This is a genomic window from Nocardioidaceae bacterium SCSIO 66511, assembly GCA_023100825.1.
Classification (GTDB): Bacteria; Actinomycetota; Actinomycetes; order Propionibacteriales; family Nocardioidaceae; genus Solicola.
In genome coordinates this window covers 3405612-3428764 of sequence record CP095846.1, presented here as the reverse complement: position 1 = coordinate 3428764, position 23153 = coordinate 3405612, and the positions used below count along the sequence as shown (strand labels likewise).

The following is a 23153-nucleotide window of genomic DNA, read 5'->3' as shown; positions in this document are numbered from 1 at the left end:
TTCCGGTTGCACGCCTGCCTTGCCGTCACGGGGCGAGTCGAGTGAGGTCTCGGGGGAACAACGTGGTCTCGCGAATGTTCTCCGCTTCGATGAGGCGACCGACCCAACGCTCCAAGCCGGTTGCGAAGCCGCCGTGCGGAGGCATGCCATGCGCGAATGCGGCGAGGTAGCCCTCGTACGCCTCGAGCGGCTCGCCGCGAGCCTGTAGCGCTGCGACGTAGTCGGAGTGCCTGTGTAGTCGCTGTCCGCCGGTGACCAGTTCGAGGCCGCGGAACAGCACATCGAACGAGTTCGACCATTTCGAGTCGGTTGGCCGCGGGTGGGTGTAGAACGGCCGTTCCGCCATCGGATAACCCTCGACGGCGACCAGCTCGCTGCCGTACGTCGCGCGCGCCCACTCGCCGATGCGTCGCTCGTCTGCAGGGGCAAGGTCGGGTTCGTCGGGGTCTGCTCCGGCGATCCTCAGCCCCTCCGCGAAGTCGACGATCGGGATCTCGGACGGGACGTCGGGCAGTGTGACACCGAGCAGCTCAACCGAGTCGGCGGCCCTTTCTCGGATCGTCTCCACCATGGTCGCGAGTACGTCTCGGAGTACGCGCAACACGTCTCGGTGGTCGGCGATGAAGCCGAGTTCGACATCGAGCGATACGTACTCGCTGAGGTGCCGCGCCGTGTCGTGCGGCTCGGCGCGGAAGACGGGTCCGACCTCGTACACGCGCTCATGCACGCCGACCATCATCTGCTTGTAGAACTGCGGTGACTGCGCGAGATATGCGGGCCGGCCGAAGTAGTCGATTGCGAAGACATTCGCCCCGGACTCGGTGGAGCTCGCCACGATCTTGGGAGTTTGTACCTCGACGAAACCCGAGGAGTCGAGCGCTGCGCGGAATCCGGCGACCGACGCCGCGGTGATTCGCAGCACCGCTTGCCGTCTCGGGTGTCGCCAGGTCACCGCGGCGTGGTCAAGCAGCGTCGGCAGCGACGCCGACACGGTCGGACGCCACAGGTCGATCGGTGGCGTAGCCGCCGGCTCGGACATCGTCATGATGCTCGGCGCGACGACCTCCATGCCACCGGGCGCCTTCTCGTTCGCGACCGCGTCGCCCTCGACACGGACGACGGTCTCTTCGCCGAGCGTCTCGAGCAACGCGCGTACGTCGTCGTCTTCGACCACGACCTGGGCCAGCCCCGACCGGTCACGAACGATGAGGAACGTGATGCTGGCGAGCCGCCGCCTGCGATGGATCCAACCCTCGAGCCGGACGGTGCCGCCCGCGTGTTTTGCGAGCTCTCCGGCGAGTAGGCGTTCTGTCATCTGTTTCCACCTCCTGGTAGTCGTACCCGGGAGGTGTGGGCGATCGGGTGCTTCGCGGTGCCACCACACCTTCGCCGCTCGACGAGCGGCCTCGTTTCGTACGGCTCGGAAGTGTCTTCGACGCCCGGCCGGATACCGCCCTCTCAGCTACCGGCGGCTCTCTGTGACCCGGTGGTCGAACGTCTACTTGTCGTCGTCATCGCCTGTTAGGAGAGTAAGAGGATCAGCGGTCGCCGTCGACGGATTTATGGGCTTTCGGATCGCCGCGGTGGGTTCGGGTTGCTTGTCGGCCTTCCCGCCTGGTCGGTTGCTGCCTTCATCGTTTCCGTGCGCCTCGGTGCGGACCGCGTGGCGGCGACGAGGATCCCGTCACGGTGGGTTCGGGTTGCTTGTCGGCTGACCCGACCCGCCGGTTCCTGGGCTGGCCCGCTTGCCTCACCTGACTGTCCGAGAAGATTCTTCAAGAATCTTTGTTTTCCCTTGTGGATAAGGCCTTCTGGCACCCGATGTTGTCAGTGGCGGGTGGCATGATGTCGGTTATGAGGACGGCGAACCTGATCGACGATGTCGAGACCACCGATGGTCTCGATGTTGCTGCGGCCGCTCGTGCTCAGCTCGCCCGCACCGAGGCTGCACAGTTCGATGCGGTCATGGCGTATCTGCGGCAGATCGCTGCCGAGCCCCTCGCACAAGCCGGTGGGGTGAACGAATGGACCCGCTACGGCGGATCCGGGACACCGTCGGTATCGGAGTACGCGGTCGCCGAAGTCGGCCCCGCCCTCGGCCTCTCGGCCAACGGCGCCCGGTCGCTGATCGCGGACGCCCTGGATTTGGCGTACCGGCTCCCACGCCTGTACGCGTGTCTGCACGAAGGCTGTGTGGATGCGTGGCGGCTCCGGAAAGTCGCGCGTGCGACGCGGGAGTTCACCATCGCCCAAGCCGGTGATGCCGACCGCCGGTTGTCGGCTGCGAATGTCGACGGAACCCCGCTGATTGGGCGAATCACCATGCCCCGGCTGCAGCAGGTGCTCGACCAGATCCGGTTCGTCGACGACCCCGAAGGCGCCGAAAAGAAGCGACGCGAAGCACGCAGGCGGCGGGGTGTGACGATCTGGTTCGAAGACGGCGTCGCCCACATCACGGGCACCCTCACCATCGACGACGGACAACGCCTCGACCAGCGTCTTGATCAGCTGGTGGAGTCGATGCGGTTCCTCGGCGACACCCGCCCCGACCACATCCTCCGCTCCGTCGCACTCGCCATGATCCATGAGCCTGACAGCCTCGACGACCTCTACACCCTCGTCGCCGACAAAACCGACAACGCTGACGTGGACGCACCCGCCGAACCCGAATCGCGACCCGAGCCCGAACCACGCGGGCGTCGCCGTCGTGGGTTGCGGGAGACGGTGCTCTACATTCATTACGACCGGTGCTGGGGCACCTGGTCACTCGACGACGTCGGCGCCATCACCCGCACCGAGGCCGAACAAATTCTCGGCAAATCGTCGCGGATCGTCGTCAAACCCGTCATCGACCTCGAAACCACCATCTCGACCACCGGCTACGTAGCGCCACCACGGTTGCGGGAACAGACCGCGCTGATGAACGCGCTGACGTGCACCTTTCCGTACTGCAGCCGTCCGGCGAAGCTCGGCGACTACGACCACATCCGCAACTACACCGACGGCGGTCCCACGGATTCCAGAAATGGACACCGGCTTTGTCGGTTCCATCACCGGGCGAAGACCTTCACCGCCTGGACCGTCACGTCACCGGCACCCGGAATCTGGCTCTGGCTCTCACCAGCCGGACGTTCGTACCTCGTCACCGCCGGCACCACCACCAAACTCCCCGGCCGAACAGACACCACCGTCCAAGAGAAGCGAAAACGCAGCGCCGCCTGACACCCCGCCACCCGAGCACCACCGTGGCGGGGCACAGGCATGCACTCGTCTCAATTACGAGAACTGCCATCTCGATCTGCTCGCTGGTAGCGGGAGCGTCCCACGGCGGCGAGCACGGTGAGGGGAAGGCTGAGGATCGCGGCCACCAGGAACATCGCCCGGTACTCATGATTCGCGGCGGGTTCGGCGATCAGCGCGCTCGAGAGCGCACTGCCGACGTAGAGCGCGAGGCCGAACATAGCGACGCCCGTGGCACGCGCCGACGGGTTGAGGACGGTCGCCCAGGTCTGAATCGTCGAATGCATGAACGACCAACCGATGCCGAGTAGCAAGGCACAGGCAACCAAGGTTGGCACGGACGAGTTGACGGCCACGAGGCCGAATGCCATAGCGAGGGGCGCGCCACCCGTAACGATTAACCGCGACGGTGTCCATCGAGTGGTCAGCCGCTTGACCAGCTGCGCGGCCGCCATGGAACCCACGCCGTAGAGAGCGGTCACCGCACCGGCGAAAGCCGGCGTGGCTCCCTCGGTCTCCAGAGCGGGTGCAATGAAGGTCAGGAATCCGAGCAATACGGCGCCTTCGAGCATCGCCACCGCCATCACGTACCACTGCCATCGAGAACGAAGTACGACGCGCAGCGGGCCGAGCAGGCCACTCGTCTTCTGCCGCGGCGGCTCGGGTACGTGATGCAGGGCGACCACGAGTACGGCGGCGATCAAGCCAGGGAGCGCGAAGACGAGACGCCAGCTGAGCGCGTGGGCAACGGCGCCCGCGACGACCGTGGCCAATGCAGTGCCGAGGGCGAACGCGGTCATCAACTCGCTGAGCGGGCGCTGGCGGGTCGCCGGAGGCACGGTGTCCCCGATGTAGGTGATCGAGGTGGCGATGGATGCCGCGAAGAATGCGCCGGACGCGACGCGTGCTGCGACGCCAAGCTCGCGGCCGTTGACGAACCCAGCCACCACCTGCTGGTCTACACGCCCGACGGCTCGGCCACACGCGAGGCCCTTGCGGCCCTCACACTCAGCGAACGGTGATACCCGTCAACTGATCCGGCTTGTGCCCCTGGCCGTTGTGGTGCTGGCCGTTGTTGCGCGGATCTCGCTTGGGTCGTTCGTTCGGCGAGTTGTCGCGCTTCGATCCGGTTTCGTCGTTCGTCTCGGCACCCAACCTGGCGTCGCTTTCGTCCGGTTGCTCGTGCTTACAGATGAACTCGGCGGTTTCGGACCTATTGCCAGCGTTGTCGATCGCCACGATGCGTACCCGGTGGGTTGCGGCTCCGCCGTGGCCGCCGTCGGTCACACGCGGCTCGAACGTCGTGAAGAACTTCCAGTCCAGATGAACTTCATACCTGCGGATGTCTGTCGCTGGCGGATCCCATGTCAGATCGAGCGTTTCGTCGGGATTGACGCTGCACACGAATCCGCTCGGTTTGCCGGGAGAAGCGTCGGCGAAGTCTGAGTCGGAACGAGCCGACTCGCCGGATTCGTCAACCGCGGTAACCGAGTATGAGCTCTTTCCGTCGAGTGGGTTCGCATCCGTGTAGTGGGGCGATGGGACAGTTGCGATGGCCTCGCCCTTGCGATAGACCCGATACGAGCTGACGTCACTTTCGCTGTTGGCATTCCAGGTGAGTTTGACCTCCGTTCCGACAGCGGTCGCCCTGAACCCGGCCGGGGCATCCGGCTTGAGGTCCGTGCTGGTCTTCTCGGACCGATCCGACTCCTTGCCCGATTTGTCGACGGCCGAGACCGAGTACGTCGCCTTGTCGTCGAGCGGATGGTCGTCGGTATACCCGGGCGACGACACCGTCGCAATGACCTCGCCATTGCGGTAGAGCCGGTAGGAGGTCACATCAGGCTCGGAGCTGGGGTTCCAGTCGAGGTGAACTGAGCTGCCCTGCACGCTCGACGTGAGCCCGGTCGGAGCCTTCGGCGCCGGGTCGTAGGTCGCATTGGCCTTTGCCGACCTGGGTGACTGTTGGTCGCTCTTGTCGATTGCCACGACGCTGTAGGTGTACGTCTGCCCGTCGACGACGCTGCTGTCCGCGTACGACGGTGAGGTGGTACGTCCGATCGGTGTGCCGTTGCGGTAGACCTCGTAGGTCTTGAGGTCGGGTTCGCTGCCGGCGTTCCAGCTCACGAGGACCTTGCCGTCCTGCACCTGCGCGGTGACGCCGGTCGGCGCGCTGGGGGCCGGATCGTACGTCGCTGTGGCCGCGGCGGAGGGCTGCGACGTCTGGCCGGACTGATCGATGGCGACGACGGTGTACGTGTTCGTCTTTCCGTCGACGATGCCCGGGTCGGTGAACGACGGCGTGGAGGTGCGGCCGATCGAGGTGCCGTCGCGGAAGACCTCGTACGCCTGCAGATCGGGTTCGCTGCCGGCGGCCCAGCCGATGACGACCTTGCCGTCCTGTACCTGCGCGGTGACGCCGGTCGGCGCGCCGGGCGCCGGGTTGTACGTAGCCTGGACATCTGCGGACTCGGTCGACTTGTTGCCGGCCAGGTCGACCGCGACCACGCGGTAGTCGTGCGTGGTGCCGTCGGCGACGGAGCGATCCTGAAACTCCGGCGAGGTCGAGGTCGAGACGAGCACCTCGTCACGCAGGACCTCGTACGTGCCGAAGTCGGGCTCGGTGTTCTCATCCCACCGGACCACGACACCGGCCTCATCCGCCTGCGCGCGCACGTTGGCGGGTACGGCCGGCGGTGGGTCGAACGTGACCGCGACCGACCTCGAGATCGCCGACTCTTCGCCGTTGGCGCCGATCGCCGTGACGACGTAGGTGTATCGGGTGCCGTCGACCGTTGCGGTGTCGCGGTATGACGTTGCCGGGATCGTCCCGCTGATCAGCCGCCCGGCGGAGGCGTACGCGGAGGCGGGTTGGTACGCGGCGTTCAACGCGGGTACGGCGCCGAACGAGCGTGCGTCGTTCGACACCGATGTCGACGACTGGGTGCGGTAGACGCGATAGCCGTGCGCATTGGCGGCAGGCGACCAGGTCAGGACGATATCGGAGCCCTCGACGTCGGTGGAGACGTTCGTCGGAGTGTCCGGCGCCTCGTCGGGCTCGTCGTCGGGCGGGGGCTCGGTGTCGTCGTCCGGCGGCTGCTCGGTGTCGTTGTCGGGGCCCTCATCTGTGCCGTCGTCGGGCGGCTGCGTCGGGTCGTCCGTGCTCTGGTCGTCCGGTGGCGACTCCTGTCGGTCGGAGTCGTCCGGGGGAGGGCTGTTGGAGTCGTCTGGGGGCGCCGAGTTGTCAGTGACGGGCGGCTGGCTGATCGCCGACTCGGCGGTCGGCGACTGGGTGTCGTCGGTGCCGTTGATCGCACCCGCGACGGCGATCACGCCGACGACCGCAGCGACGGCTGCCGCGGCCGCACCGGCCTGCGCTGCGGCGCCTGCTTCCTTCAGCTTCGCCCACGGCGCTAGCAGGAGTACGCCCACCTTGACGCCGCCCGCGGCCAGGTAGCCGGGCGCCGCCAGGCCGAGCAGCGCCGGTGCAAGCAGCCCGGAGAGGTTCGAGTTGACCTCGGTGAGCTCGAGATAGACGGCGGTGCACCGGTGGCATTCCTTCAGATGGGTCTCGACCCTGGCAGAGTCGCGTTTGGCGAGGCCCTTTCGTACGTACGCGCCGAGGTGCTCGGTCGTCCAGCGGCAGGTCGCATCGGCGGTGTCGGCCAGATGGCTCTGCAGGTACGCCTGTCGCAGACCCTCCCGCGCCCGGTACGCGAGCGCTGCGACGCTGTTCGCGCTCATGCCGAGGATCGGCGCGATATCGGCGGGCTTCTGGCCCTCGACCTCGAGGTGCCACAGTACGAGCTGCCATCGTTCGGGCAGCGAGGTGAACGCCCTCGACGCCGCGCCGCGCTCGAAGCTGGCCGTTGCGGGGTCATCGAACTCGATGTCCTGGTCGAGCGCCTCCAGGTCGTCGGTGACATGCAGTCGCTTGTTCACCCGGGTCCGGTCGACGTGCAGTCGCCGGATCGCGGTGAGGAGGTACGCCCGGAACGCGACGTCGGGGCCGCCTCCGCGCTGGAGCTGGACGAGCACCTTCGTGAACGCCTCGGAGACCAGGTCGTCGACGTCCGGACCGTGCACGAGCTGACGCGCCATCCGCCGAGCCGCCTCGCTGTGCCGCTCGAACAGGTCGCCGTAGGCACCTTGATCTCCCGCGCGTACGCGAGAGATCAACTCTGCGTCGCTCGGAGCATCGGGTTGCGCAGCGAACTTGGTCACAGCAGAAGAGACGGCCTTTCCGCACCAGTATGACGGCGTATGACAGCGCGAGCCAGCGTATCGGACTAATCGATTCGGGTGTGCGCATCGGTGGGTTCGAGGCCGGAAGGAAACTTTTCGAGATTTTTGCCGAAAGTCGCGTCATAGATCGCGTGCAGCCCCGTTTCACCTGTGTCAGAGCATCGAGAGGAGGTGGCGTCGTGGCGTGGTTCACAGGGTCGGTTCGTCGATCCTCGCTTACCCAGCGTGACCGGCACAGTGACGCAAATGCCGATCTGCGTCGCCATCGCCGAATCTCGAAGGAGCTGGGCACCGATCTGCCCACCGGGTTCGACGCGCTCATCGAGCGTCTCGTGCTCGGCGGCGAGTTGGAGGGCGTCTGCGCCCACATCGGCGAGGCCGCGGCGGACGCAGGCATCCCGCTCGACGAGATCCTCGACCACGTCGAGCGCGTGTACGAGGTCGTACGCGCGGGCGAGCCGCCGTTCGACCTGACTCGTACGCTCGTCATGGCCTGGACCGATGCATCGCTGCAGTTCCTGCACGCGATGTCGTGTGAGGACCCCCTCACGGGTCTTGCGAGCCTGCCGCACATTCGTACGGGGCTGAACGAGGCGTACCGCCTCTGCGAGCGGCGAGGCGTCGACGTCAACGAGCGGCACGCCCTTGTCGTCGCAGAGATCTCCCGGGCAGAGCACGCGACCCTGCCGCTCTGGGGCGGACTCGCGATGCTCGACAGCGCCGAGGCGCTGCGCTCGGCCTTCGACGACCGTCTGACCATCGGTCGGGCGGGTAAGTACCGCGTCATCGCCATCGTCTCGCGTGACGATCAGCTGCCCCAGGCAGTGGCGGCGACACAAGAACTCCTCGCGGTTCAGGGGACCGGCTCTGCGCCGGTTGAGCCGACGAGGGTGTGGATCGAGGGACTACCGCCGACGAGCTCGGCAGCGAGCCTGCTGCTCGACGAGCTCGCGCGCTGAAGTCCCCTCCACAACGCAGCGACGATTCCGCCGGATCACGGGGCTGGCGGAATCGTCGCTTGCCGTTTTCCGGGCACGTCGGCGGCATGTGGCAGGCTGTCTGCCGTGTGTGGAAGGTATGCGAACAGCCGTTCGTCGGCCGATCTTGCGGCCGAGTTCGATATCCAGCCCGAGTACGCCCCGAGCGAGGTGCTCGCCGACTACAACGTCGCACCGACCAAGGAGGTCCCGGCGGTCGTCGAGCGGCGCCCGCGGCGCGACTCCGATGCCGATCCGGTACGTCAGCTCCGGTTGCTGCGTTGGGGTCTCGTTCCGACCTGGGCGAAGGACCCTTCGATCGGCAACCGGATGATCAACGCCCGGATGGAGACGGTCGCCGAGAAGCCTTCCTTCCGCCGCGCGTTCGCCGTACGCCGTGCACTGCTGCCGGCCGACGGCTACTTCGAGTGGTACGAGACCGAGAAGCGCAACGCGAAGGGCAAGCCGATCAAGCAACCGTTCTTCATCCGCCCGCGCGACGGCGGTGTGCTCGCGATGGCCGGGCTGTACGAGATCTGGCGCGATCCGACCAAGGACGAGAGCGCCGACGACGCGTTCCGCTGGACGTGCACCGTGCTCACGACCAAGGCCGAGGATGACGTCGGCCACATTCACGACCGGATGCCGTTGCTCGTCGAGCCCGACCGCTACCACGCCTGGCTCGACCCCGACCGTTCCGAGAAGGACGACCTGCTCGGCCTGCTCGTACCGGCTGCACCGGGCCGCCTCGAGGCGTACCCGGTCTCGACCGAGGTCAACAACGTACGTAACAACGGCCCGCAGCTTCTCGACCCGCTCGCTGTCGACGGCGACGAACGATGATCACGATCGAGCGGCGCACCATCGAGACGCCGCACGGTCCCGGCCGACTCGTCCAGCGCCGGGCGATGAGCCCGTTCGCGACGTTGATCATGACGCACGGCGCCGGTGCGGGGATCGACACGCCCGATCTTCGCCGCATTGCGATCAGCCTGCCCTCACACGGTGTGAACACCGCGATGATCGAGCTGCCGTGGGTCGGTGCCGGGCGCCGGATCGCACCGAACCGCACGGTGCTCGACGAATCGTTCGAGGCGATGGTCAACCGGCTGCGACCGCAGACCCCCACGTTCATCGGTGGGCGAAGTACGGGCGCCCGGGTCGCTTGTCGGCAGGCTCGGCGGCTCGGGGGAGTCGGCGTCGTCGCTCTGTCGTTCCCGCTGCATCCGAAGGGCAAGCCGGAGCAGTCGCGCGTCGACGAGCTGCTCGGTGCGCGGGTGCCGGTCCTCGTCGTACAGGGCGAGCGGGACGACCTCGGCGGGCCCGAGGAGTTTCCGCAACAGGTGTCGCTGGTCACCCTGCCGTACGCCGATCATTCGCTGGCAGTGCCCAAGCGGGCGCCGGTCGAACAGGATGCCACGTATCGCCTCGCGGCGTCGGCGATTCTGCAGTGGATCGCGGGTCGGCTCAAGCGGTGCCTTCCGGGAACATCCGCGGACGGGTCGGTGTTGATCTAGGTATCGCCCGCCGCTGGTCAGAACACGGGTGATGTACGACACGACCTGGAGGATCAGTGCAGACTTGCCTCGCGCAGCGCCCGTCCGAGACGCCGGCCGCCGTTGGATCGTTCGTGCCTTCCCGCCCGGTGGGACGAACGGGCGGTGGTCAGGGTCGCGGAGTAGGCTTGCCGGTGATGAGCGAATCCAATGATGTTCCCGTCGACTCGGCTGAGGAGACCCCGCAGGAGCGAGCCGCGCGGTTCGAACGCGATGCCATTCAGTACATCGACCAGCTCTACTCCGCCGGTCTGCGCATGACGCGTAGCCCGCAAGATGCCGAAGACCTCGTGCAGGAGACCTACGCCAAGGCATTCAGTGCTTTCCACCAGTTCAAGGAAGGCACGAACCTCAAGGCGTGGCTCTACCGGATCCTCACCAACACCTACATCAACTCGTACCGCAAGAAGCAGCGCCAGCCCCAGCAGCAGATGACCGAAGAGGTCGAAGACTGGCAGCTCGCGGCGGCCGAGTCACATACCTCTTCCGGCCTGAAGTCGGCCGAGATGGAAGCGCTGGAGCGGTTGCCCGACTCCCAGGTGAAGGACGCGCTGCAGGCGCTGCCTGAGGACTTCCGCTACGCCGTGTATCTCGCCGACGTCGAGGGCTTCCCGTACAAGGAGATTGCCGAGATCATGGGTACACCCATCGGGACCGTGATGTCTCGGCTGCACCGGGGGCGACGGCAGCTGCGAGACATGCTCGAGGACTACGCGCGCGATCGCGGTGTGACGAAGGCAGGTGCGCCGTCATGAGCTGCGGTGAGAACGACGGCGAATGCCGTGAGGCCCTCGAGAAGCTGTACGTCGCGATCGACAACGAGTTGGCGAACGCCGACATCGCGACGATCGAGCGACATCTGGCCGAATGCGCGCCCTGCCTGAGCGAGTACGACGTCGAGCGGATCATCAAGAAGCTGGTGGCGCGCTCCTGCCATGAGCACGCACCCGAGCCGTTGCGGGCTCGGGTTCTCACCACGATTCGCACCGTCAGCGTCTCGGTCACGACCGAGCCCGGCGGGCCGGGCGCCGGCTGACGCCTGCCATCGCGCCGATCCGCATGACCGCGACGCTTGCACCTGGCCTTTCGTACGCCCGTACGTTCATCGTCAGCGACGCCGACACCGCGAAGTCGCTCGGCAGCGGATCCCTTCGCGTTCTCGGCACGCCGCGACTCCTCGCATGGGCGGAGTCAGTCACCTGTGCGGCGATCGAGGATGCCCTTCCCAAGGGCGCAACCAGCGTTGGCGCGCGGGTGTCGATCGAGCATCGGGCGCCGACGATCGTCGGACACGAGGTACGAGTCGGTGCGCGGCTGACGACAGTCGACGGACGGGCGCTCGCCTTCGACATCGAGGTGATCGACTCCGAGGACCGCATCGTCGCAGCGGGACGGATCGACCGGGCCGTCGTCGATGCCGATCGGTTCGTGCGCAAGGCAGAACAGGACCACCGATGAGTCCGCCCGACGCGGATGAGACGATGGAAGACGACCCATGAGGAGGACTCCATGAGCAAGCGAGGACGCAAGCGTCGCGATCGCCGCAAGAAGGGCGCCAACCACGGCAAGCGCCCCAACGCGTGACTATAGCCCCGATCCGGAAACGGTCGGGGCTTTTTTCATCCCTGGCGCAGCGGCAGGCGAAATCCCCAGAGAAGTACGCCCGGGACCGGCTCCCAGTCGAGTTCGGGTGCCCGCTCGAAACCGAACGATCCGTACAGCGTGTGTGCCGCCTTCATCTCCACCAGCGAGCACAGCACGATCTCACGCTGGTCGTCCTTGCGGGCGCGCTCGACGCACCATTCGACGAGGGCGCGGGCGATGCCCTTTCGCCTTGCTTCGGGGGCGACTGACAGCATCCGGAACTCGCCCTGGTCAAGCCGGGTCGCGAGCTCGCGCCACGGTGAGCCGATCGGGCACCAGGTGACGGTGCCGAGCACTGTGTCGGACTCGTCGACCGCGACGACCAACTCCGCCTCGTCCGCGCGCTTGGCCGCGCCGAAGAGCTGCGGTGCGTAGTGGTCCTCGGTGCCGTCGGCGCTGTTGACGAACCCGTCGGCGGTATAACCGGCCAGGGTCACCTCTCCCGCCTGCTCGTACTCTTCTGGCCGCGCGAGTCGTAGCTCGATCATCAGACTCCAGTCGTATTACGCGGGTACGCGATTGCCGGGTCGGTCATCACGTTCACGAGGTAGGGGATTCCGGCGTCGAACGCCCGGTCGAGTGCGGGACCGATCTCGGACGGGTCGGTGACCGTCTCGCCGCCGGCGCCGAGTGCCGTTGCGACTTGGTCATAGCGCGTGTTCGGTGCGAGGTCGGCCGCCACGTCGTAGCCGTACAGGAACTGCATCGGATGCTTCTCCAAGCCCCAGCCTGCGTTGTTGCCGACGATCATGACGACCGGCAGGTTGTGGCGTACGAGCGTGTCGATGTCGATCAGTGACATGCCCGCAGCGCCGTCGCCGAGGAGTACGACGACCTGGCTGGACGGCCGGGCGATACGCGCCGCCATCGCGGCGCCGAGACCCGCGCCGAGGCAGCCGTACGGCCCCGGATCGAGCCAGCCGCCGGGTTTGCGTGGCTCAACGTACTTGCCGGCGAAGGACACGAAGTCGCCACCGTCGCCGATCACCACCGCGTCATCGGCAAGACGCGGGACCAACTCACCGTAGATGCGCGCTGGATGAATGGGATCTGCCGTTGCAGCGAGCGCCTCGGCATCACGGGAAACGGCCGCAGACACGGCGCCCTGGAGGTCGCTCACCCAGGGTCCCCAGTCCGGGCGTGAGCCGGCGTGCGAGATCGTCGCATCGACGATGCCGTTGAGGCAGGCGCTGAGGTCGCCGGCCGCCGACCCCGCGAGGTCGACATGGGAGGCGACCTGGGCCGGAGCGTCTGCGATGTGTACGACCTGGGCGGGTGGCGCGCCGTCCTTGCCGCCGAAAGAGCCGTACGCGAGGCGGAAGTCGAGCGGAGCGCCGACCACGATTGCCAGGTCGGACTGGCCGAACGCGAGCGAACGCGCCTTCGTCACCAGCAACTCGTGCCCGCCGGGTATGACACCGCGGCCCATGCCGTTCGCGATGACCGGGACGCCCAGCTCGTCGACGATCCGATGCGCGGCCACCTCGGCCCGGTCGGCCCAGACGTCGGTGCCAACGACTACGACGGGGCGTGCCGCACGTGCAAGCAACGCTGCGATGTCTTGCAGGCTTGACTTATCGGGATCGACCCGCGCGTAGGCGGGCACGGGCGGAGTCTCGACCGTCGTGCGGCTGAACAACTGATCCATGGGCACGTCGACGAAGGTCGGGCCGCGATGAGCCGAGCCTGCAAGGGTGAACGCGTTATCGACCGCCGGAGCGATCTCGTCGACGGTCATAGCGGTGGTCGCCGATTTGGCGATCGTCGAGAAGATCGGCGGGTGGTCGAGCTCCTGCAAGCTGCCGGTGCCCCACCGCCCGGTTGGCGCGCGGCCGCCGACGACGACCAGCGGCGAACCCGCGAACTGCGCCTGGGCGACGGCGCTGACTCCGTTCGTGACACCGGGACCGGCGGTCAGCACAGCGAGACCGGGATGCCGCGACAGCTTGCCGGTTGCCTCGGCCGCGAACACCGCCGATGGCTCGTGGCGTACGTCGACGATGCGCATCGGCGGATCGGCCTGTACGGCCCCGTCGTACATCGGAAACACATGCGCACCCGAAAGGGTGAACATCGTGTCGCAGCGATGCGCCCGCGCGACGTCGACGGCATGGTCGCCGCCGTGGCCTTCGCGGCCGTCCGCAGTCTCTGGTGTCGGGTCAGTCATAGATGCCACGCTACTGTCGGCGCCAACCTCGCGAGCGATGCCCCCAGCAAGGAAACACCCTAGTGTCCTGCGTTTGAAGTGGCTTTACGGAAGGCGTCGTCCAGGTGGATGCATCCGCAAGGACGAGGAGGACAGTCATAGTCGGTCCTATTTCCGACGACGAGGACGCCGCGGGGCGCCGCCTGGGCGGCGAAGGACGTCAAGGTACTTCGAACGCAGGGCACTAGGTTGCAGGTAGGTCGGCGGCGACGTCGGTGTCACCGGCGTCCGCGTGGTAGTCGGACGGCTTCGTCTCGTCGGTTCCGCGCGGTACGTTTCCGGAACGCAGGATGAGCGTGAGGACGATCGACACTGCGAGGTTCAGCGCGAGCGCCGTGACTGCGATGTAGACGGGCTTGTCGCTGAGGTGCAAACCGAACACCTCCAACGGCGCGACGGGGCTACCGAAGTGGCTGTCCGGGTCGCCGACGCTCGGCTGCTGGTACGCGACGACCGTGCCCCAGATGAAGCCCATGGCCCAGCCTGCGAGTAGTGCGTGCCGGTGGAACCACCGTGTGTAGAGCCCGAGTACGATCGCCGGCAGCGTCTGCAGGATCCAGATGCCGCCGAGGAGCTGCAGGTTGATCGCGAACTCGCTCGGCAGCGCGAGTACGAAGAAGAGTGCGCCGACCTTGACGAACAGGCTCATCAGCTTGCTCTGCCGCGCTTCTTCCGCATCGGTCGCATCGGGTTTGAGGAACGCCTTGTAGATGTTGCGCGTCCACAGGTTCGCCGCCGCGATGGACATGATCGCCGCCGGCACGAGTGCGCCGATTGCGATCGCCGCGAACGCCAATCCTGCGAACCAGGGCGAGAACTCCTGCTCGAACAGCTGCGGGATGGCCAGCTGCGCGTTCTTGACCTCGACCCCCGCAGCGACGGCCGCGAAGCCGAGTAGGGCGAGAAGGCCGAGCAGGAAGGAGTACGCGGGCAGCAGTGATGCGTTGCGCCGGATCACATTGCGGCTTCCCGTGGACAGCACCGCGGTCACCGAATGCGGGTACATGAACAACGCGAGCGCCGATCCCAAGGACAGCGATGCGTACGCCCAATGAGTCATATCGTTCGGCATGATGCCCTTGCCGCCGACTTCTCCGGCGGCGATCGCGTCGGCATTCTCCTTGTTGAACGCGTCGAAGGAGCTCTGCACCGAGTCGAAGATGCCGCTCCAGCCGCCGAGCTGGGTCGGCAGGTAGATGACCGCGACGATGATGACGATGTAGATCAAGGTGTCCTTGACGAACGCGATCAATGCAGGAGCGCGCAGACCCGAGGAGTACGTGTACGCCGCGAGGATCGCGAACGCGAGGAACAGCGGGAGGTCCTTCTGGAACCAGTTCGCGTCACCGCCGCCGATGCCCATCACGTCGAGCACCGCCTGGATGCCGACGAGCTGCAGGGCGATGTAGGGCATCGTCGCAAGGATTCCCGTGAACGCGACGGCGAGCATCAGCGGGCGCGAGTCGTAGCGTCCGCGGACGAAGTCGGCCGGCGTCACGTAGCGGTGCCGGTGCGAGACCGACCACAGACGCGGCAGGAAGATGAAGATGATCGGGTACAGCACGATCGTGTACGGAACCGCGAAGAAGCCGACCAGGCTGCCGGCGTACAACGTTGCCGGAACGGCGATGAAGGTGTACGCCGTGTAGATGTCGCCGCCGATCAGGAACCACGCCACGAAGGTGCCGAACTTGCGTCCGCCGAGCCCCCATTCGTCGAGGCTGTCCAGTGACTTCGGCCGGCGCCAGCGTGCGGCGAGGAATCCCATCACCGTGACGGCGAGGAAGAAGAACAAGAAGACTGCGAGAGCGATGCCGTCCACGTCGTTCACAGGTCACCCTCCCGCTTCTCGATCGCATGCCGGGCTCGTTCGTAGCGCAGGGTCAGCCGGTACGCGACGGTGGTCAGGCAGACGGTGACGATGACCAGGAGGAACTGGTACCAGTAGAAGAAGGGGATCCCCCACAGCTGGGGGTCGGTCTTGGCGTACGTGGCGACCAGCAGTGGAAGGATGATGCCGATCGCCAGACAGATACCGGCGATCGCGAGTGGAACACGGCTGGGCGTTGACGCAGATCCTTCGGTCATGTTGTCCCCCGTCCGGGTGAGCTGAGTCACGGTCCGGGAGGGAGCGTACGCCTTCCTGAGCCGGGTGTGAACAGCCACGGACTCTCGGCACGGATCTGGTCCAAGATCGCGAGCAGCAGGTCGGCGCGGTGCGGCGGCGGATCCTTGAACAGCTCGACGTCGTCGCGTAGATCGGGGAGGCCCTGTACGCCGAGCGCGAGCTGTACGTACATCGCCCGGAGGAAGTTCGAGGTGTTGTGTGCCTCGACGCTCGGCCATTCGCTCGGCGACTCACCGCGGCGGCGCTCGGGCCGAGCGCCCGCACCGAGGCGGGCGATCCACGGTTCGAGGATGTTCGGCGGAACCTTGCCACGATGCAAGATGACGATCACGGTGTACGCGAGCCGGTCGATCTCACCGTGACGCCATACGTACTTCGTCGGCGCGAGGAGTCGGTCGGCGATGACGTCGAGCATCACCGTCAGCTCCATCTGGGCGAGATGGCGCGAGCGGGCCAACGCTCCGAGCAGGTCGGCACCGTGTGCGATGGCGTGTGCCCAGCCGCGACCGTGGATCCAGCCACGGTGGTCCTGCTCGCGTACGAGCCAGGACGTCGCCTCGTCGCCCCACCGCATGATCGGCCGTGACGACAAGAGCAGCGCGTTGTTGTCGCGATTGATGATCTCGCCGAGGACCAGGGCGCTGAACGAACGTCGCAGGACGCTCTCGTCGCCGTCGTTGCCGAGTCCGTTGCGAAGGCCGCGGGCGATGCCGTCGCCGAGTCCGATGAGGAGGTCGTCGTACTCGCCGTCACGGATCCAGCTCGCGAGCAGGGGATACGCGGTGTCGTCACGCCATCGGGGGTTGGGATGGCCGAGCATGGCGACCAACTCGGTCGTCAACTCGTCGAGCGGACGGTCACGAGGTACGTGCATGCCCGAGTTCACGACGGCCTGCCAGTACGATTCGGACACGGCCCATATCGTCGCACGCCCGCGTGACGGACCAGACAGGTGGTGAAGTGTGCCGTCGCTCGACGACCTCGCCCGACATCAGACCACGCTCGATGACAGTGATCTGTACTGGCTGCACCGGCTGATCTCCGATTGGCAGATTCTCGCCGACCTCTCCTTCGCCGATCTCGTGCTGTGGCTGCCCGATGCCGAAGGCAAAGGGTTCTGGGCAGGTGCGCAGATGCGCCCGACAACGGCACCGACCTCGTTCCCCGACGACCTCGTCGGCGGCTTCGTGCCGAAGGGGAAGCGGGCGATCATCGACCAAGCCTGGGACGAGGAACGGATTGTGCGGGAAGGCGATCCTGAATGGCACGACGAGGTTCCGGTGCGGGTCGAGGCGTTCCCGGTGCGTCGGGGCAACCGGGTGCTCGGCGTGATCGCTCGCAACACCAACTTGCTGGGCGTACGCACGCCGAGCCGCCTCGAGCTCTCGTACCTCGACACGGCCGGCGAGCTGACCAAGATGATCGCCGCCGGGAGGTTCCCGACGCCCGGTGAGGTGTCGGAGACCGCAGACTCGCCGAGGGTCGGAGACGGCTTCCTACGCACCGACGCCGACGGCTACGTGACGTACGCGAGTCCGAATGCGATCTCGGCCTACCGGCGTCTCGGTCTCACCGGTGATCTGCTGGATGTCGAGCTCGCCGAGACGACGCAGACTCTCGTCGACCTCGGCAGCGCGCCGACCGATGCGGCGGTGGTGACGGCGTTCCGCGGTCGGGTGCCGCAGGAGGTGGAGCTGGAGAGCGATGCGGCCTTCCTGCTGGCACGTACGATCCCGCTGATCTCGGACGACGGCCCGTCCGGCGCGCTCATCCTGCTTCGTGACGTCACCGAGCTACGTCGACGCGAACGCGAGCTGATGAGCAAGGAAGCGACGATCCGGGAGATCCATCACCGCGTCAAGAACAATCTGCAGACGGTCGCGGCGTTACTGCGACTGCAGGCCCGCCGACTCGATGTGCCCGGCGGACGGCAGGCGCTCGAGGAGGCCGAGCGCCGCGTCGGGTCGATCGCGATCGTGCACGAGACTTTGAGCCAGAGCTTCGACGAGGCGGTCGACTTCGACGACATCGCCGACCGGCTCGGCTCGATGGTCGCCGATGTCGCGTCGGCGTCGACGCCCGTTCGTACGACGCGTAGTGGGTCGTTCGGAGTCTTGTCGGGCGAGGTGGCGACCCCGCTCGCGATGGTGATCACAGAGCTGATGCAGAACGCCGCAGAGCATGCCTTCGATGAGCCGAACGGCACCATCGCGATGCATGTCAACCGTGCACGAGCACAGTTGGTCGTGGAGGTCGCCGACGACGGTCGTGGGCTCCCACCGGACTTCGATCCCGAATCGCTGTCGAGCCTCGGCATCTCGATCGTCTCGGCGCTGGTGGAGTCCGAGCTCGGCGGTGAGCTGTCGTTCGCGTCACAGCCTGGTACGGGCACTGTTGTGACCGTCACGATCCCGGCGTAGGGCGAACATGCGTAAGCCCCGCGGACAGATGCTCCGCGGGGCTCGGCAGATAGAGGTGCTCGGCGTGCTCAGGCGGTCCGGATGCGGGCGCGCGCGTTGCGACGCTTGAGCGCGCGGCGCTCGTCTTCGGACATCCCGCCCCAGACGCCGTGGTCCTGTCCGGACTCCAGCGCCCAAGCGAGACATTGCTCGCGCACCTCGCAGCGACGGCACACCACTTTGGCCTCTTCGACCTGCATGATCGCGGGGCCGGTGTTGCCGATCGGGAAGAACAGCTCCGGGTCTTCGTCGAGACACGCGGAGCGGTTACGCCAGTCCACGAAGGCGTCTCCTCTTCATATCGTCAGGGCCCGAGGTTCCCGGGCACTGAATGGGTCAGTGATCTGTTCACGAACGGTTGGGGGTACCCTGAGTGTGATACACGCAGTCGGGCACCTGTGAATCCCGTATCCAGGGCGCCCCGAGTAAGCGCGCCTTGGACGCATTGACACCAATCGTGTCAACAATTGCCCGAAGACACAAGGGTGTTTGCCTTGTTCGGTCGATCACATGCACCGCGTACGCTGCGTGAGTGGCCGATGAACACGGGGCAGAAATGACCGATGACGACGCCGACGAAGGCAAGGACGCTGCCGGCGCGTACCTCCTCGTCGCGAGTCTGGTCGTGGGGCTGCAGGCACTCTCGCTCCTTGTGCTCACGGTGGCCGAAGCCCTTTCTGCCAACGGGGATCGGCTCGGTCTCGCGATCAGCACGGCAGTGTTCTTCGCTGCGATCGGTCTCGGCCTCGGCGTCTGTGCGGTGGCACTACTCCGGCGATCGTCCTGGGCACGTGGTCCGGTTGTACTCGCGCAGCTGATCTCGCTCGGACTCGCCTGGAACCTACGCGGACTTTCACCGCCGGTCATCGCGATTGTGCTCCTGGTCATGGCAATAGTCGCCCTGGCGGCCCTGCTCGCACCGGCGACGACGGCGGCGCTGTCGACCGACGATCGGCTCGAGAACTGACGGTCGCCGAGACCGTCTCGCCCTGCGGCCGAGATCAGGCGGTGTCCTGCAAGCCGAGTCGCAGCTGGTTGAGCGTACGTGCGAGCAGACGGGACACGTGCATCTGAGAGAGGCCGATCTCGCGGGCGATCTGCGACTGCGTCATCTGATGGAAGAAGCGCAGCGACAAGATGCGGCGGTCGCGTGGTTCGAGCGCGGCGAGTAACGGCTTGAGCGACTCGCGGTACTCGACCTGCTCCAGCTCCTTGTCCTCCGTACCGAGCACGTCGGCCATGCTGGGGCCGTCTTCGCCGCGTGACTCCGGAGCATCGAGCGACAGCGTCGAGTACGCGTTCGCCGACTCGAGCCCCTCGAGTACCTCTTCCTCCGCCACGTCGAGCTGTTCGGCGAGCTCTCCGACGGTCGGCGAGCGGCCGAGCAACTGGGTCAGGTCGGCCGTCGCGCTGGCCAACGAGAGTCGCATCTCCTGAAGCCGGCGCGGGACTCGGATCGACCAACCCTTGTCGCGGAAGTGACGTTTGATCTCGCCGACCACCGTCGGCGTCGCGTACGTCGAGAACTCCACCCCGCGGGCGCATTCGAACCGGTCGATCGACTTGATCAGACCGATGACGCCGACCTGCACGAGATCGTCGTGGGGTTCGCCGCGATTGCGGAACCGGCGGGCGAGATGTTCTACGAGGGGCAGGTGGAGGGATACGAGCTCGGCGCGGACCCGGTCGCGTTCGACCCCGTCATCGAGTTCGACCAGCCGGTCGAACGCGCGGCGCGTGAGCTGTTTGACCTCCTCGGGTGAGAGGTCTGCTTGAGGTCCGGCGGCGCCGACCTCCTCAAGAGCCTGTGAGCGGACGTCTACGGTCATCGTCATCCCGCTTTCGTCTTCGAGCCAGTACGCGTGATGGTGACTACGAGCAGGTCGGGCTCGCGTACGACCGCCTCGACCGCGGTGCTCAGCGACTCGAGCACCATCCACGCGAACCCCGAAGGCGGTGGCGGACGATGGTCGAGGACATGTGCGCTCGTCTCGATCGTGACCGAGGCGTCGTAAACGAAGAACCTGCATGCCAGGTCGGTGCCCGGAATCGCGCGAGAGACGAGGATCGAGCACGCCTCGTCGACGGCGATTCGCAGGTCTTCAATATCGTCGATGATGAAGTCGGCATTGGCGGCGAGTGCTGCTGCGGTGCTTCGAACGACTGACAGATACTCACCTGCGGCCGGTAGTACAATCTCGGCCGTGGGGTGTTCGGGCATCGTCTCGTGCGGCACGGTGCTCCCTCCCTCGCGCGATCAGCGCTTCGATTTCGAACTCTATGGTTCGACGGGTTCGTTGTGGACGATTCCGCTCCTAGATGGAACTGTTAACGGGGGCCCGCAAACCTTGTGTCACAATGGCGTTGGGTAATCCCCGAACTCGCCCCTTCTCTCGAGGCCCGATCGGCAGCGCTCGAGGTTCGACTCGTACACCCACCTCAGAGGTCCTGACTCATGGTTGCCGACAGCTTCGACACTCCATCCGACGACTATTCGGGTGATCCCGTCTTCGACCTGCATCGCGGCGGCAAGATGGCGATTGCGCGTACGGTCCCGCTGGCAGACGCGGACGACCTGTCGCTTGCGTACACGCCCGGCGTCGCTCGCGTCTGTGAGGCGATCGCGGCCGATCCCGACGCGACAAACGACTTCACGTGGGTCCCTAACACCGTCGCCGTGGTGACCGACGGCAGCGCAGTGCTCGGTCTCGGCAACATCGGCGCATCCGCCGCAATGCCCGTCATGGAAGGAAAAGCCGTGCTGTTCAAACAGTTCGGCGGGGTCGACGCAGTGCCCATCTGCCTTGACACACAGGATCCTGACGAGATCGTCGACACTGTCGTGCGGTTAGCGCCCAGTTTCGGTGGCATCAACCTGGAAGACATCTCGGCGCCGCGGTGCTTCGACATCGAGGCCCGCGTACAGGAGCGCCTCGACATCCCGGTTTTCCACGACGATCAGCACGGCACGGCGGTCGTGACCCTCGCTGCGTTGCTGAACGCTCTGCGGCTGACCGGGCGTACCGCTGCCGATGCGCGTGTTGTGATCTCGGGTGCAGGGGCCGCGGGTGTCGCCGTCACCCGGATCCTGATGAGTGCCGGCATCCGCCGGGTCACGGTCGTCGACCGGCAAGGCGTGATCAGCACGAGCCGGTCGGATCTGACCCCGGTCAAGCTGCGCCTCGCGCAGGAGACGAGCGAGTGGGCGCGCGCCGGAGAGCTCGTCGACGCAATGCGTGGCGCCGACGTCTTCATCGGCGTGTCCGGCGGCACGGTTCCCGAGGAAGCCGTTGCACAGATGGCCGATGACGCCATCGTCTTCGCACTCGCCAATCCGCACCCAGAGGTGCATCCCGACATCGCCCGGCGGCATGCGCGCGTTGTCGCGACTGGGCGCTCGGACTATCCGAACCAGATCAACAACGTGCTCGCGTTCCCCGGCATCTTCCGTGGTGCGCTCGACGTACGCGCGCCACGCATCTCCGAAGACATGAAGCTCGCGGCGGCCGAAGCCCTCGCCGGGCTCGTCGGCGACCAACTGGCCGAGGACTACGTCGTTCCCGGAGCGTTCGACGATCGCGTAGGACCATCGGTCGCGGCGGCGGTGACGGCCGCGGCGAGGCGGGGCGGGCTCGCGCGGCGCTGAACCAGCGCTGCATCTCGGTGACGGCGGCGGATACGGCGGGTACTAGTCTGCGGGAATGTTCGCTGCGTACGTGAAGTCCTTCAGCTCCGATAAGCCCGTCGACGGTCTCGTGCTCGGCGAGCGTCCCGATCCGGTGGCGCCGCCCGGATGGACAGTGGTGACGGTCAAGGCCGCCGCCCTGAACCATCACGATCTCTGGTCGCTACGCGGCGTCGGGCTGGGGGAGGACGCGCTGCCGATGATCCTCGGCTGTGACGCGGCGGGCCACGACGAGGCCGGTAATCCGGTCATCGTGCACGCCGTGATCAGCGATCCGGCCTGGACCGGCGACGAGACGATGGATCCGAAGCGCTCGCTGCTCTCCGAGGTGTACGACGGCACCCTCGCGGACAAGATCGCGATTCCCACCCGCAACGTCGTACCGAAGCCGCGCGGACTGTCGTTCGAGGAAGCCGCCTGCCTCCCGACGGCGTGGCTCACGGCGTACCGGATGCTGTTCACCCAGGCCGATTTGAACCCCGGTGACACGGTGCTCATCCAGGGCGCGGGCGGCGGCGTCGCGACGGCTGCCATCATGCTCGCGCGCGCCGCCGGTCTTCGGGTGTACGCGACGAGCCGCGACGAATCGAAACGTGCCAAGGCGTTGGAGATCGGCGCCCACGACGTCTTCGAGACCGGCGCCAGGCTGCCGCGCAAGGTCGACGCCGTACTGGAGACCGTTGGGGCCGCGACCTGGTCGCATTCGATGAGGTCGCTGCGCCCGGGCGGCACCCTGGTGTTGTGCGGCGCCACCTCGGGTTTCACCCCCGAACGCGGTGAGCTGAACCGGATCTTCGCGTTGCAGCTGCGCGTACACGGCTCGACGATGGGTACGAAGGGCGAACTCGCCGCACTCGCCGACTTCATGGACGTCTCGGGCGTACGTCCGCTGATCGACCGGGTGCTGCCGATGGAGGAGACCGATCAGGGGCTACAGGCCATGGACGACGGCCGGGTGTTCGGCAAAATCGTCGTCACTCGCTGAGGGCTGACTCGTCACGGTGCAGAACCGA

22 protein-coding genes are annotated in these 23153 nt (G+C 66.6%); 11 read left to right on the top strand and 11 right to left on the bottom strand.

What is annotated here, in order from left to right; genetic code table 11:
* Positions 1 to 25: 25 nt before the first annotated feature.
* Positions 26 to 1315 carry an aspartate--tRNA(Asn) ligase gene (gene aspS, locus MU582_16140; protein UPK73950.1) on the bottom strand — a complete coding sequence of 430 codons (1290 nt, stop codon included), beginning with the start codon at positions 1313 to 1315 and terminating at the stop codon, positions 26 to 28.
* A 539-nt stretch (positions 1316 to 1854) separates the two neighbouring features.
* On the opposite strand from aspS, the gene MU582_16135 reads away from it, so the two are divergent.
* The gene (locus MU582_16135; GenBank protein UPK73949.1) at positions 1855 to 3222 is read left to right on the top strand and encodes an HNH endonuclease; all 1368 of its coding nucleotides are present in this window, start codon (positions 1855 to 1857) and stop codon (positions 3220 to 3222) included.
* A 50-nt stretch (positions 3223 to 3272) separates the two neighbouring features.
* Here MU582_16135 and MU582_16130 read toward each other — a convergent pair whose 3' ends face one another.
* Both MU582_16130 and MU582_16125 read right to left on the bottom strand, forming a co-directional pair.
* Positions 3273 to 4187: an MFS transporter gene (locus tag MU582_16130; protein UPK73948.1), complete on the bottom strand. Its 915-nt coding sequence runs from the start codon at positions 4185 to 4187 to the stop codon at positions 3273 to 3275.
* Positions 4188 to 4248: 61 nt separating this feature from the next.
* Positions 4249 to 7464, bottom strand: coding sequence for a sigma-70 family RNA polymerase sigma factor (locus MU582_16125; protein UPK73947.1), 3216 nt, complete (start codon positions 7462 to 7464; stop codon positions 4249 to 4251).
* A 200-nt stretch (positions 7465 to 7664) separates the two neighbouring features.
* On the opposite strand from MU582_16125, the gene MU582_16120 reads away from it, so the two are divergent.
* From MU582_16120 to MU582_16095, 6 genes are all read left to right on the top strand, one after another.
* Positions 7665 to 8444 (top strand): hypothetical protein, encoded by a 780-nt coding sequence (locus MU582_16120; GenBank protein ID UPK73946.1) that lies wholly within the window; start codon positions 7665 to 7667, stop codon positions 8442 to 8444.
* Positions 8445 to 8549: 105 nt separating this feature from the next.
* Positions 8550 to 9305: an SOS response-associated peptidase gene (locus tag MU582_16115; GenBank protein ID UPK73945.1), complete on the top strand. Its 756-nt coding sequence runs from the start codon at positions 8550 to 8552 to the stop codon at positions 9303 to 9305.
* Entirely contained in the window at positions 9302 to 9979 is a 678-nt protein-coding gene (locus tag MU582_16110) for a hydrolase (protein UPK73944.1), read from the top strand. The genes MU582_16115 and MU582_16110 overlap by 4 nt, the downstream gene beginning before the upstream one ends.
* Before the next feature lie 176 nt (positions 9980 to 10155).
* Positions 10156 to 10773: a sigma-70 family RNA polymerase sigma factor gene (locus MU582_16105; GenBank protein ID UPK73943.1), complete on the top strand. Its 618-nt coding sequence runs from the start codon at positions 10156 to 10158 to the stop codon at positions 10771 to 10773.
* On the top strand, positions 10770 to 11054 hold the full coding sequence (gene rsrA, locus MU582_16100) for a mycothiol system anti-sigma-R factor (protein UPK73942.1): 285 nt from the start codon (positions 10770 to 10772) through the stop codon (positions 11052 to 11054). The genes MU582_16105 and rsrA overlap by 4 nt, the downstream gene beginning before the upstream one ends.
* Positions 11055 to 11077: 23 nt before the next feature.
* Complete coding sequence (locus MU582_16095; protein UPK73941.1) at positions 11078 to 11476, top strand: thioesterase; 399 nt, start codon at positions 11078 to 11080, stop codon at positions 11474 to 11476.
* Between the two features lie 161 nt (positions 11477 to 11637).
* Here MU582_16095 and MU582_16090 read toward each other — a convergent pair whose 3' ends face one another.
* The 5 genes from MU582_16090 to MU582_16070 all read right to left on the bottom strand — a co-directional run bounded on the left by MU582_16090 (position 11638) and on the right by MU582_16070 (position 16909).
* Entirely contained in the window at positions 11638 to 12150 is a 513-nt protein-coding gene (locus MU582_16090; GenBank protein ID UPK73940.1) for a GNAT family N-acetyltransferase, read from the bottom strand.
* On the bottom strand, positions 12150 to 13829 hold the full coding sequence (locus MU582_16085; GenBank protein UPK73939.1) for an acetolactate synthase: 1680 nt from the start codon (positions 13827 to 13829) through the stop codon (positions 12150 to 12152). Before MU582_16085 ends, MU582_16090 begins: the two co-directional genes overlap by 1 nt.
* A gap of 223 nt (positions 13830 to 14052) precedes the next feature.
* Complete coding sequence (locus MU582_16080) at positions 14053 to 15636, bottom strand: sodium:solute symporter (protein ID UPK77187.1); 1584 nt, start codon at positions 15634 to 15636, stop codon at positions 14053 to 14055.
* A gap of 59 nt (positions 15637 to 15695) precedes the next feature.
* Positions 15696 to 15956 carry a DUF3311 domain-containing protein gene (locus MU582_16075; GenBank protein ID UPK73938.1) on the bottom strand — a complete coding sequence of 87 codons (261 nt, stop codon included), beginning with the start codon at positions 15954 to 15956 and terminating at the stop codon, positions 15696 to 15698.
* Between the two features lie 26 nt (positions 15957 to 15982).
* Complete coding sequence (locus tag MU582_16070) at positions 15983 to 16909, bottom strand: DUF2785 domain-containing protein (protein UPK73937.1); 927 nt, start codon at positions 16907 to 16909, stop codon at positions 15983 to 15985.
* Between the two features lie 49 nt (positions 16910 to 16958).
* Between MU582_16070 and MU582_16065 the strand changes: the two genes are divergently transcribed.
* On the top strand, positions 16959 to 18416 hold the full coding sequence (locus MU582_16065) for a histidine kinase N-terminal domain-containing protein (protein ID UPK73936.1): 1458 nt from the start codon (positions 16959 to 16961) through the stop codon (positions 18414 to 18416).
* A 68-nt stretch (positions 18417 to 18484) separates the two neighbouring features.
* On the opposite strand, the gene MU582_16060 is transcribed toward MU582_16065, so the two are convergent.
* Positions 18485 to 18736, bottom strand: a complete 252-nt coding sequence (locus MU582_16060; GenBank protein UPK73935.1) for a WhiB family transcriptional regulator — start codon at positions 18734 to 18736, stop codon at positions 18485 to 18487.
* A gap of 251 nt (positions 18737 to 18987) precedes the next feature.
* On the opposite strand from MU582_16060, the gene MU582_16055 reads away from it, so the two are divergent.
* Entirely contained in the window at positions 18988 to 19422 is a 435-nt protein-coding gene (locus tag MU582_16055; GenBank protein UPK73934.1) for a hypothetical protein, read from the top strand.
* A gap of 34 nt (positions 19423 to 19456) precedes the next feature.
* Here MU582_16055 and MU582_16050 read toward each other — a convergent pair whose 3' ends face one another.
* Positions 19457 to 20290, bottom strand: coding sequence for an RNA polymerase sigma factor SigF (locus tag MU582_16050; protein UPK73933.1), 834 nt, complete (start codon positions 20288 to 20290; stop codon positions 19457 to 19459).
* Complete coding sequence (locus tag MU582_16045; GenBank protein ID UPK73932.1) at positions 20287 to 20691, bottom strand: anti-sigma factor; 405 nt, start codon at positions 20689 to 20691, stop codon at positions 20287 to 20289. The genes MU582_16050 and MU582_16045 overlap by 4 nt, the downstream gene beginning before the upstream one ends.
* A 219-nt stretch (positions 20692 to 20910) precedes the next feature.
* On the opposite strand from MU582_16045, the gene MU582_16040 reads away from it, so the two are divergent.
* Positions 20911 to 22101: an NADP-dependent malic enzyme gene (locus MU582_16040; GenBank protein UPK73931.1), complete on the top strand. Its 1191-nt coding sequence runs from the start codon at positions 20911 to 20913 to the stop codon at positions 22099 to 22101.
* 55 nt (positions 22102 to 22156) lie between these two features.
* A complete protein-coding gene (locus tag MU582_16035; protein UPK73930.1) occupies positions 22157 to 23125 on the top strand; it encodes a zinc-binding dehydrogenase in 969 nt (322 codons plus the stop codon).
* Positions 23126 to 23153 lie beyond the last annotated feature (28 nt).

What these genes read in the sequence shown, in the direction of transcription:
- MU582_16080 (UPK77187.1), bottom strand. Translation starts at nt 15,636, where the DNA reads ATGGGATTCCTCGCCGCACGCTGGCGCCGGCCGAAGTCACTGGACAGC.
- MU582_16050 (UPK73933.1), bottom strand. Translation starts at nt 20,290, where the DNA reads ATGACGATGACCGTAGACGTCCGCTCACAGGCTCTTGAGGAGGTCGGC.
- MU582_16040 (UPK73931.1), top strand. Translation starts at nt 20,911, where the DNA reads ATGGTTGCCGACAGCTTCGACACTCCATCCGACGACTATTCGGGTGAT.
- MU582_16095 (UPK73941.1), top strand. Translation starts at nt 11,078, where the DNA reads ATGACCGCGACGCTTGCACCTGGCCTTTCGTACGCCCGTACGTTCATC.
- rsrA (UPK73942.1), top strand. Translation starts at nt 10,770, where the DNA reads ATGAGCTGCGGTGAGAACGACGGCGAATGCCGTGAGGCCCTCGAGAAG.
- aspS (UPK73950.1), bottom strand. Translation starts at nt 1,315, where the DNA reads ATGACAGAACGCCTACTCGCCGGAGAGCTCGCAAAACACGCGGGCGGC.
- MU582_16105 (UPK73943.1), top strand. Translation starts at nt 10,156, where the DNA reads ATGAGCGAATCCAATGATGTTCCCGTCGACTCGGCTGAGGAGACCCCG.
- MU582_16075 (UPK73938.1), bottom strand. Translation starts at nt 15,956, where the DNA reads ATGACCGAAGGATCTGCGTCAACGCCCAGCCGTGTTCCACTCGCGATC.
- MU582_16035 (UPK73930.1), top strand. Translation starts at nt 22,157, where the DNA reads ATGTTCGCTGCGTACGTGAAGTCCTTCAGCTCCGATAAGCCCGTCGAC.
- MU582_16135 (UPK73949.1), top strand. Translation starts at nt 1,855, where the DNA reads ATGAGGACGGCGAACCTGATCGACGATGTCGAGACCACCGATGGTCTC.
- MU582_16090 (UPK73940.1), bottom strand. Translation starts at nt 12,150, where the DNA reads ATGATCGAGCTACGACTCGCGCGGCCAGAAGAGTACGAGCAGGCGGGA.
- MU582_16110 (UPK73944.1), top strand. Translation starts at nt 9,302, where the DNA reads ATGATCACGATCGAGCGGCGCACCATCGAGACGCCGCACGGTCCCGGC.
- MU582_16085 (UPK73939.1), bottom strand. Translation starts at nt 13,829, where the DNA reads ATGACTGACCCGACACCAGAGACTGCGGACGGCCGCGAAGGCCACGGC.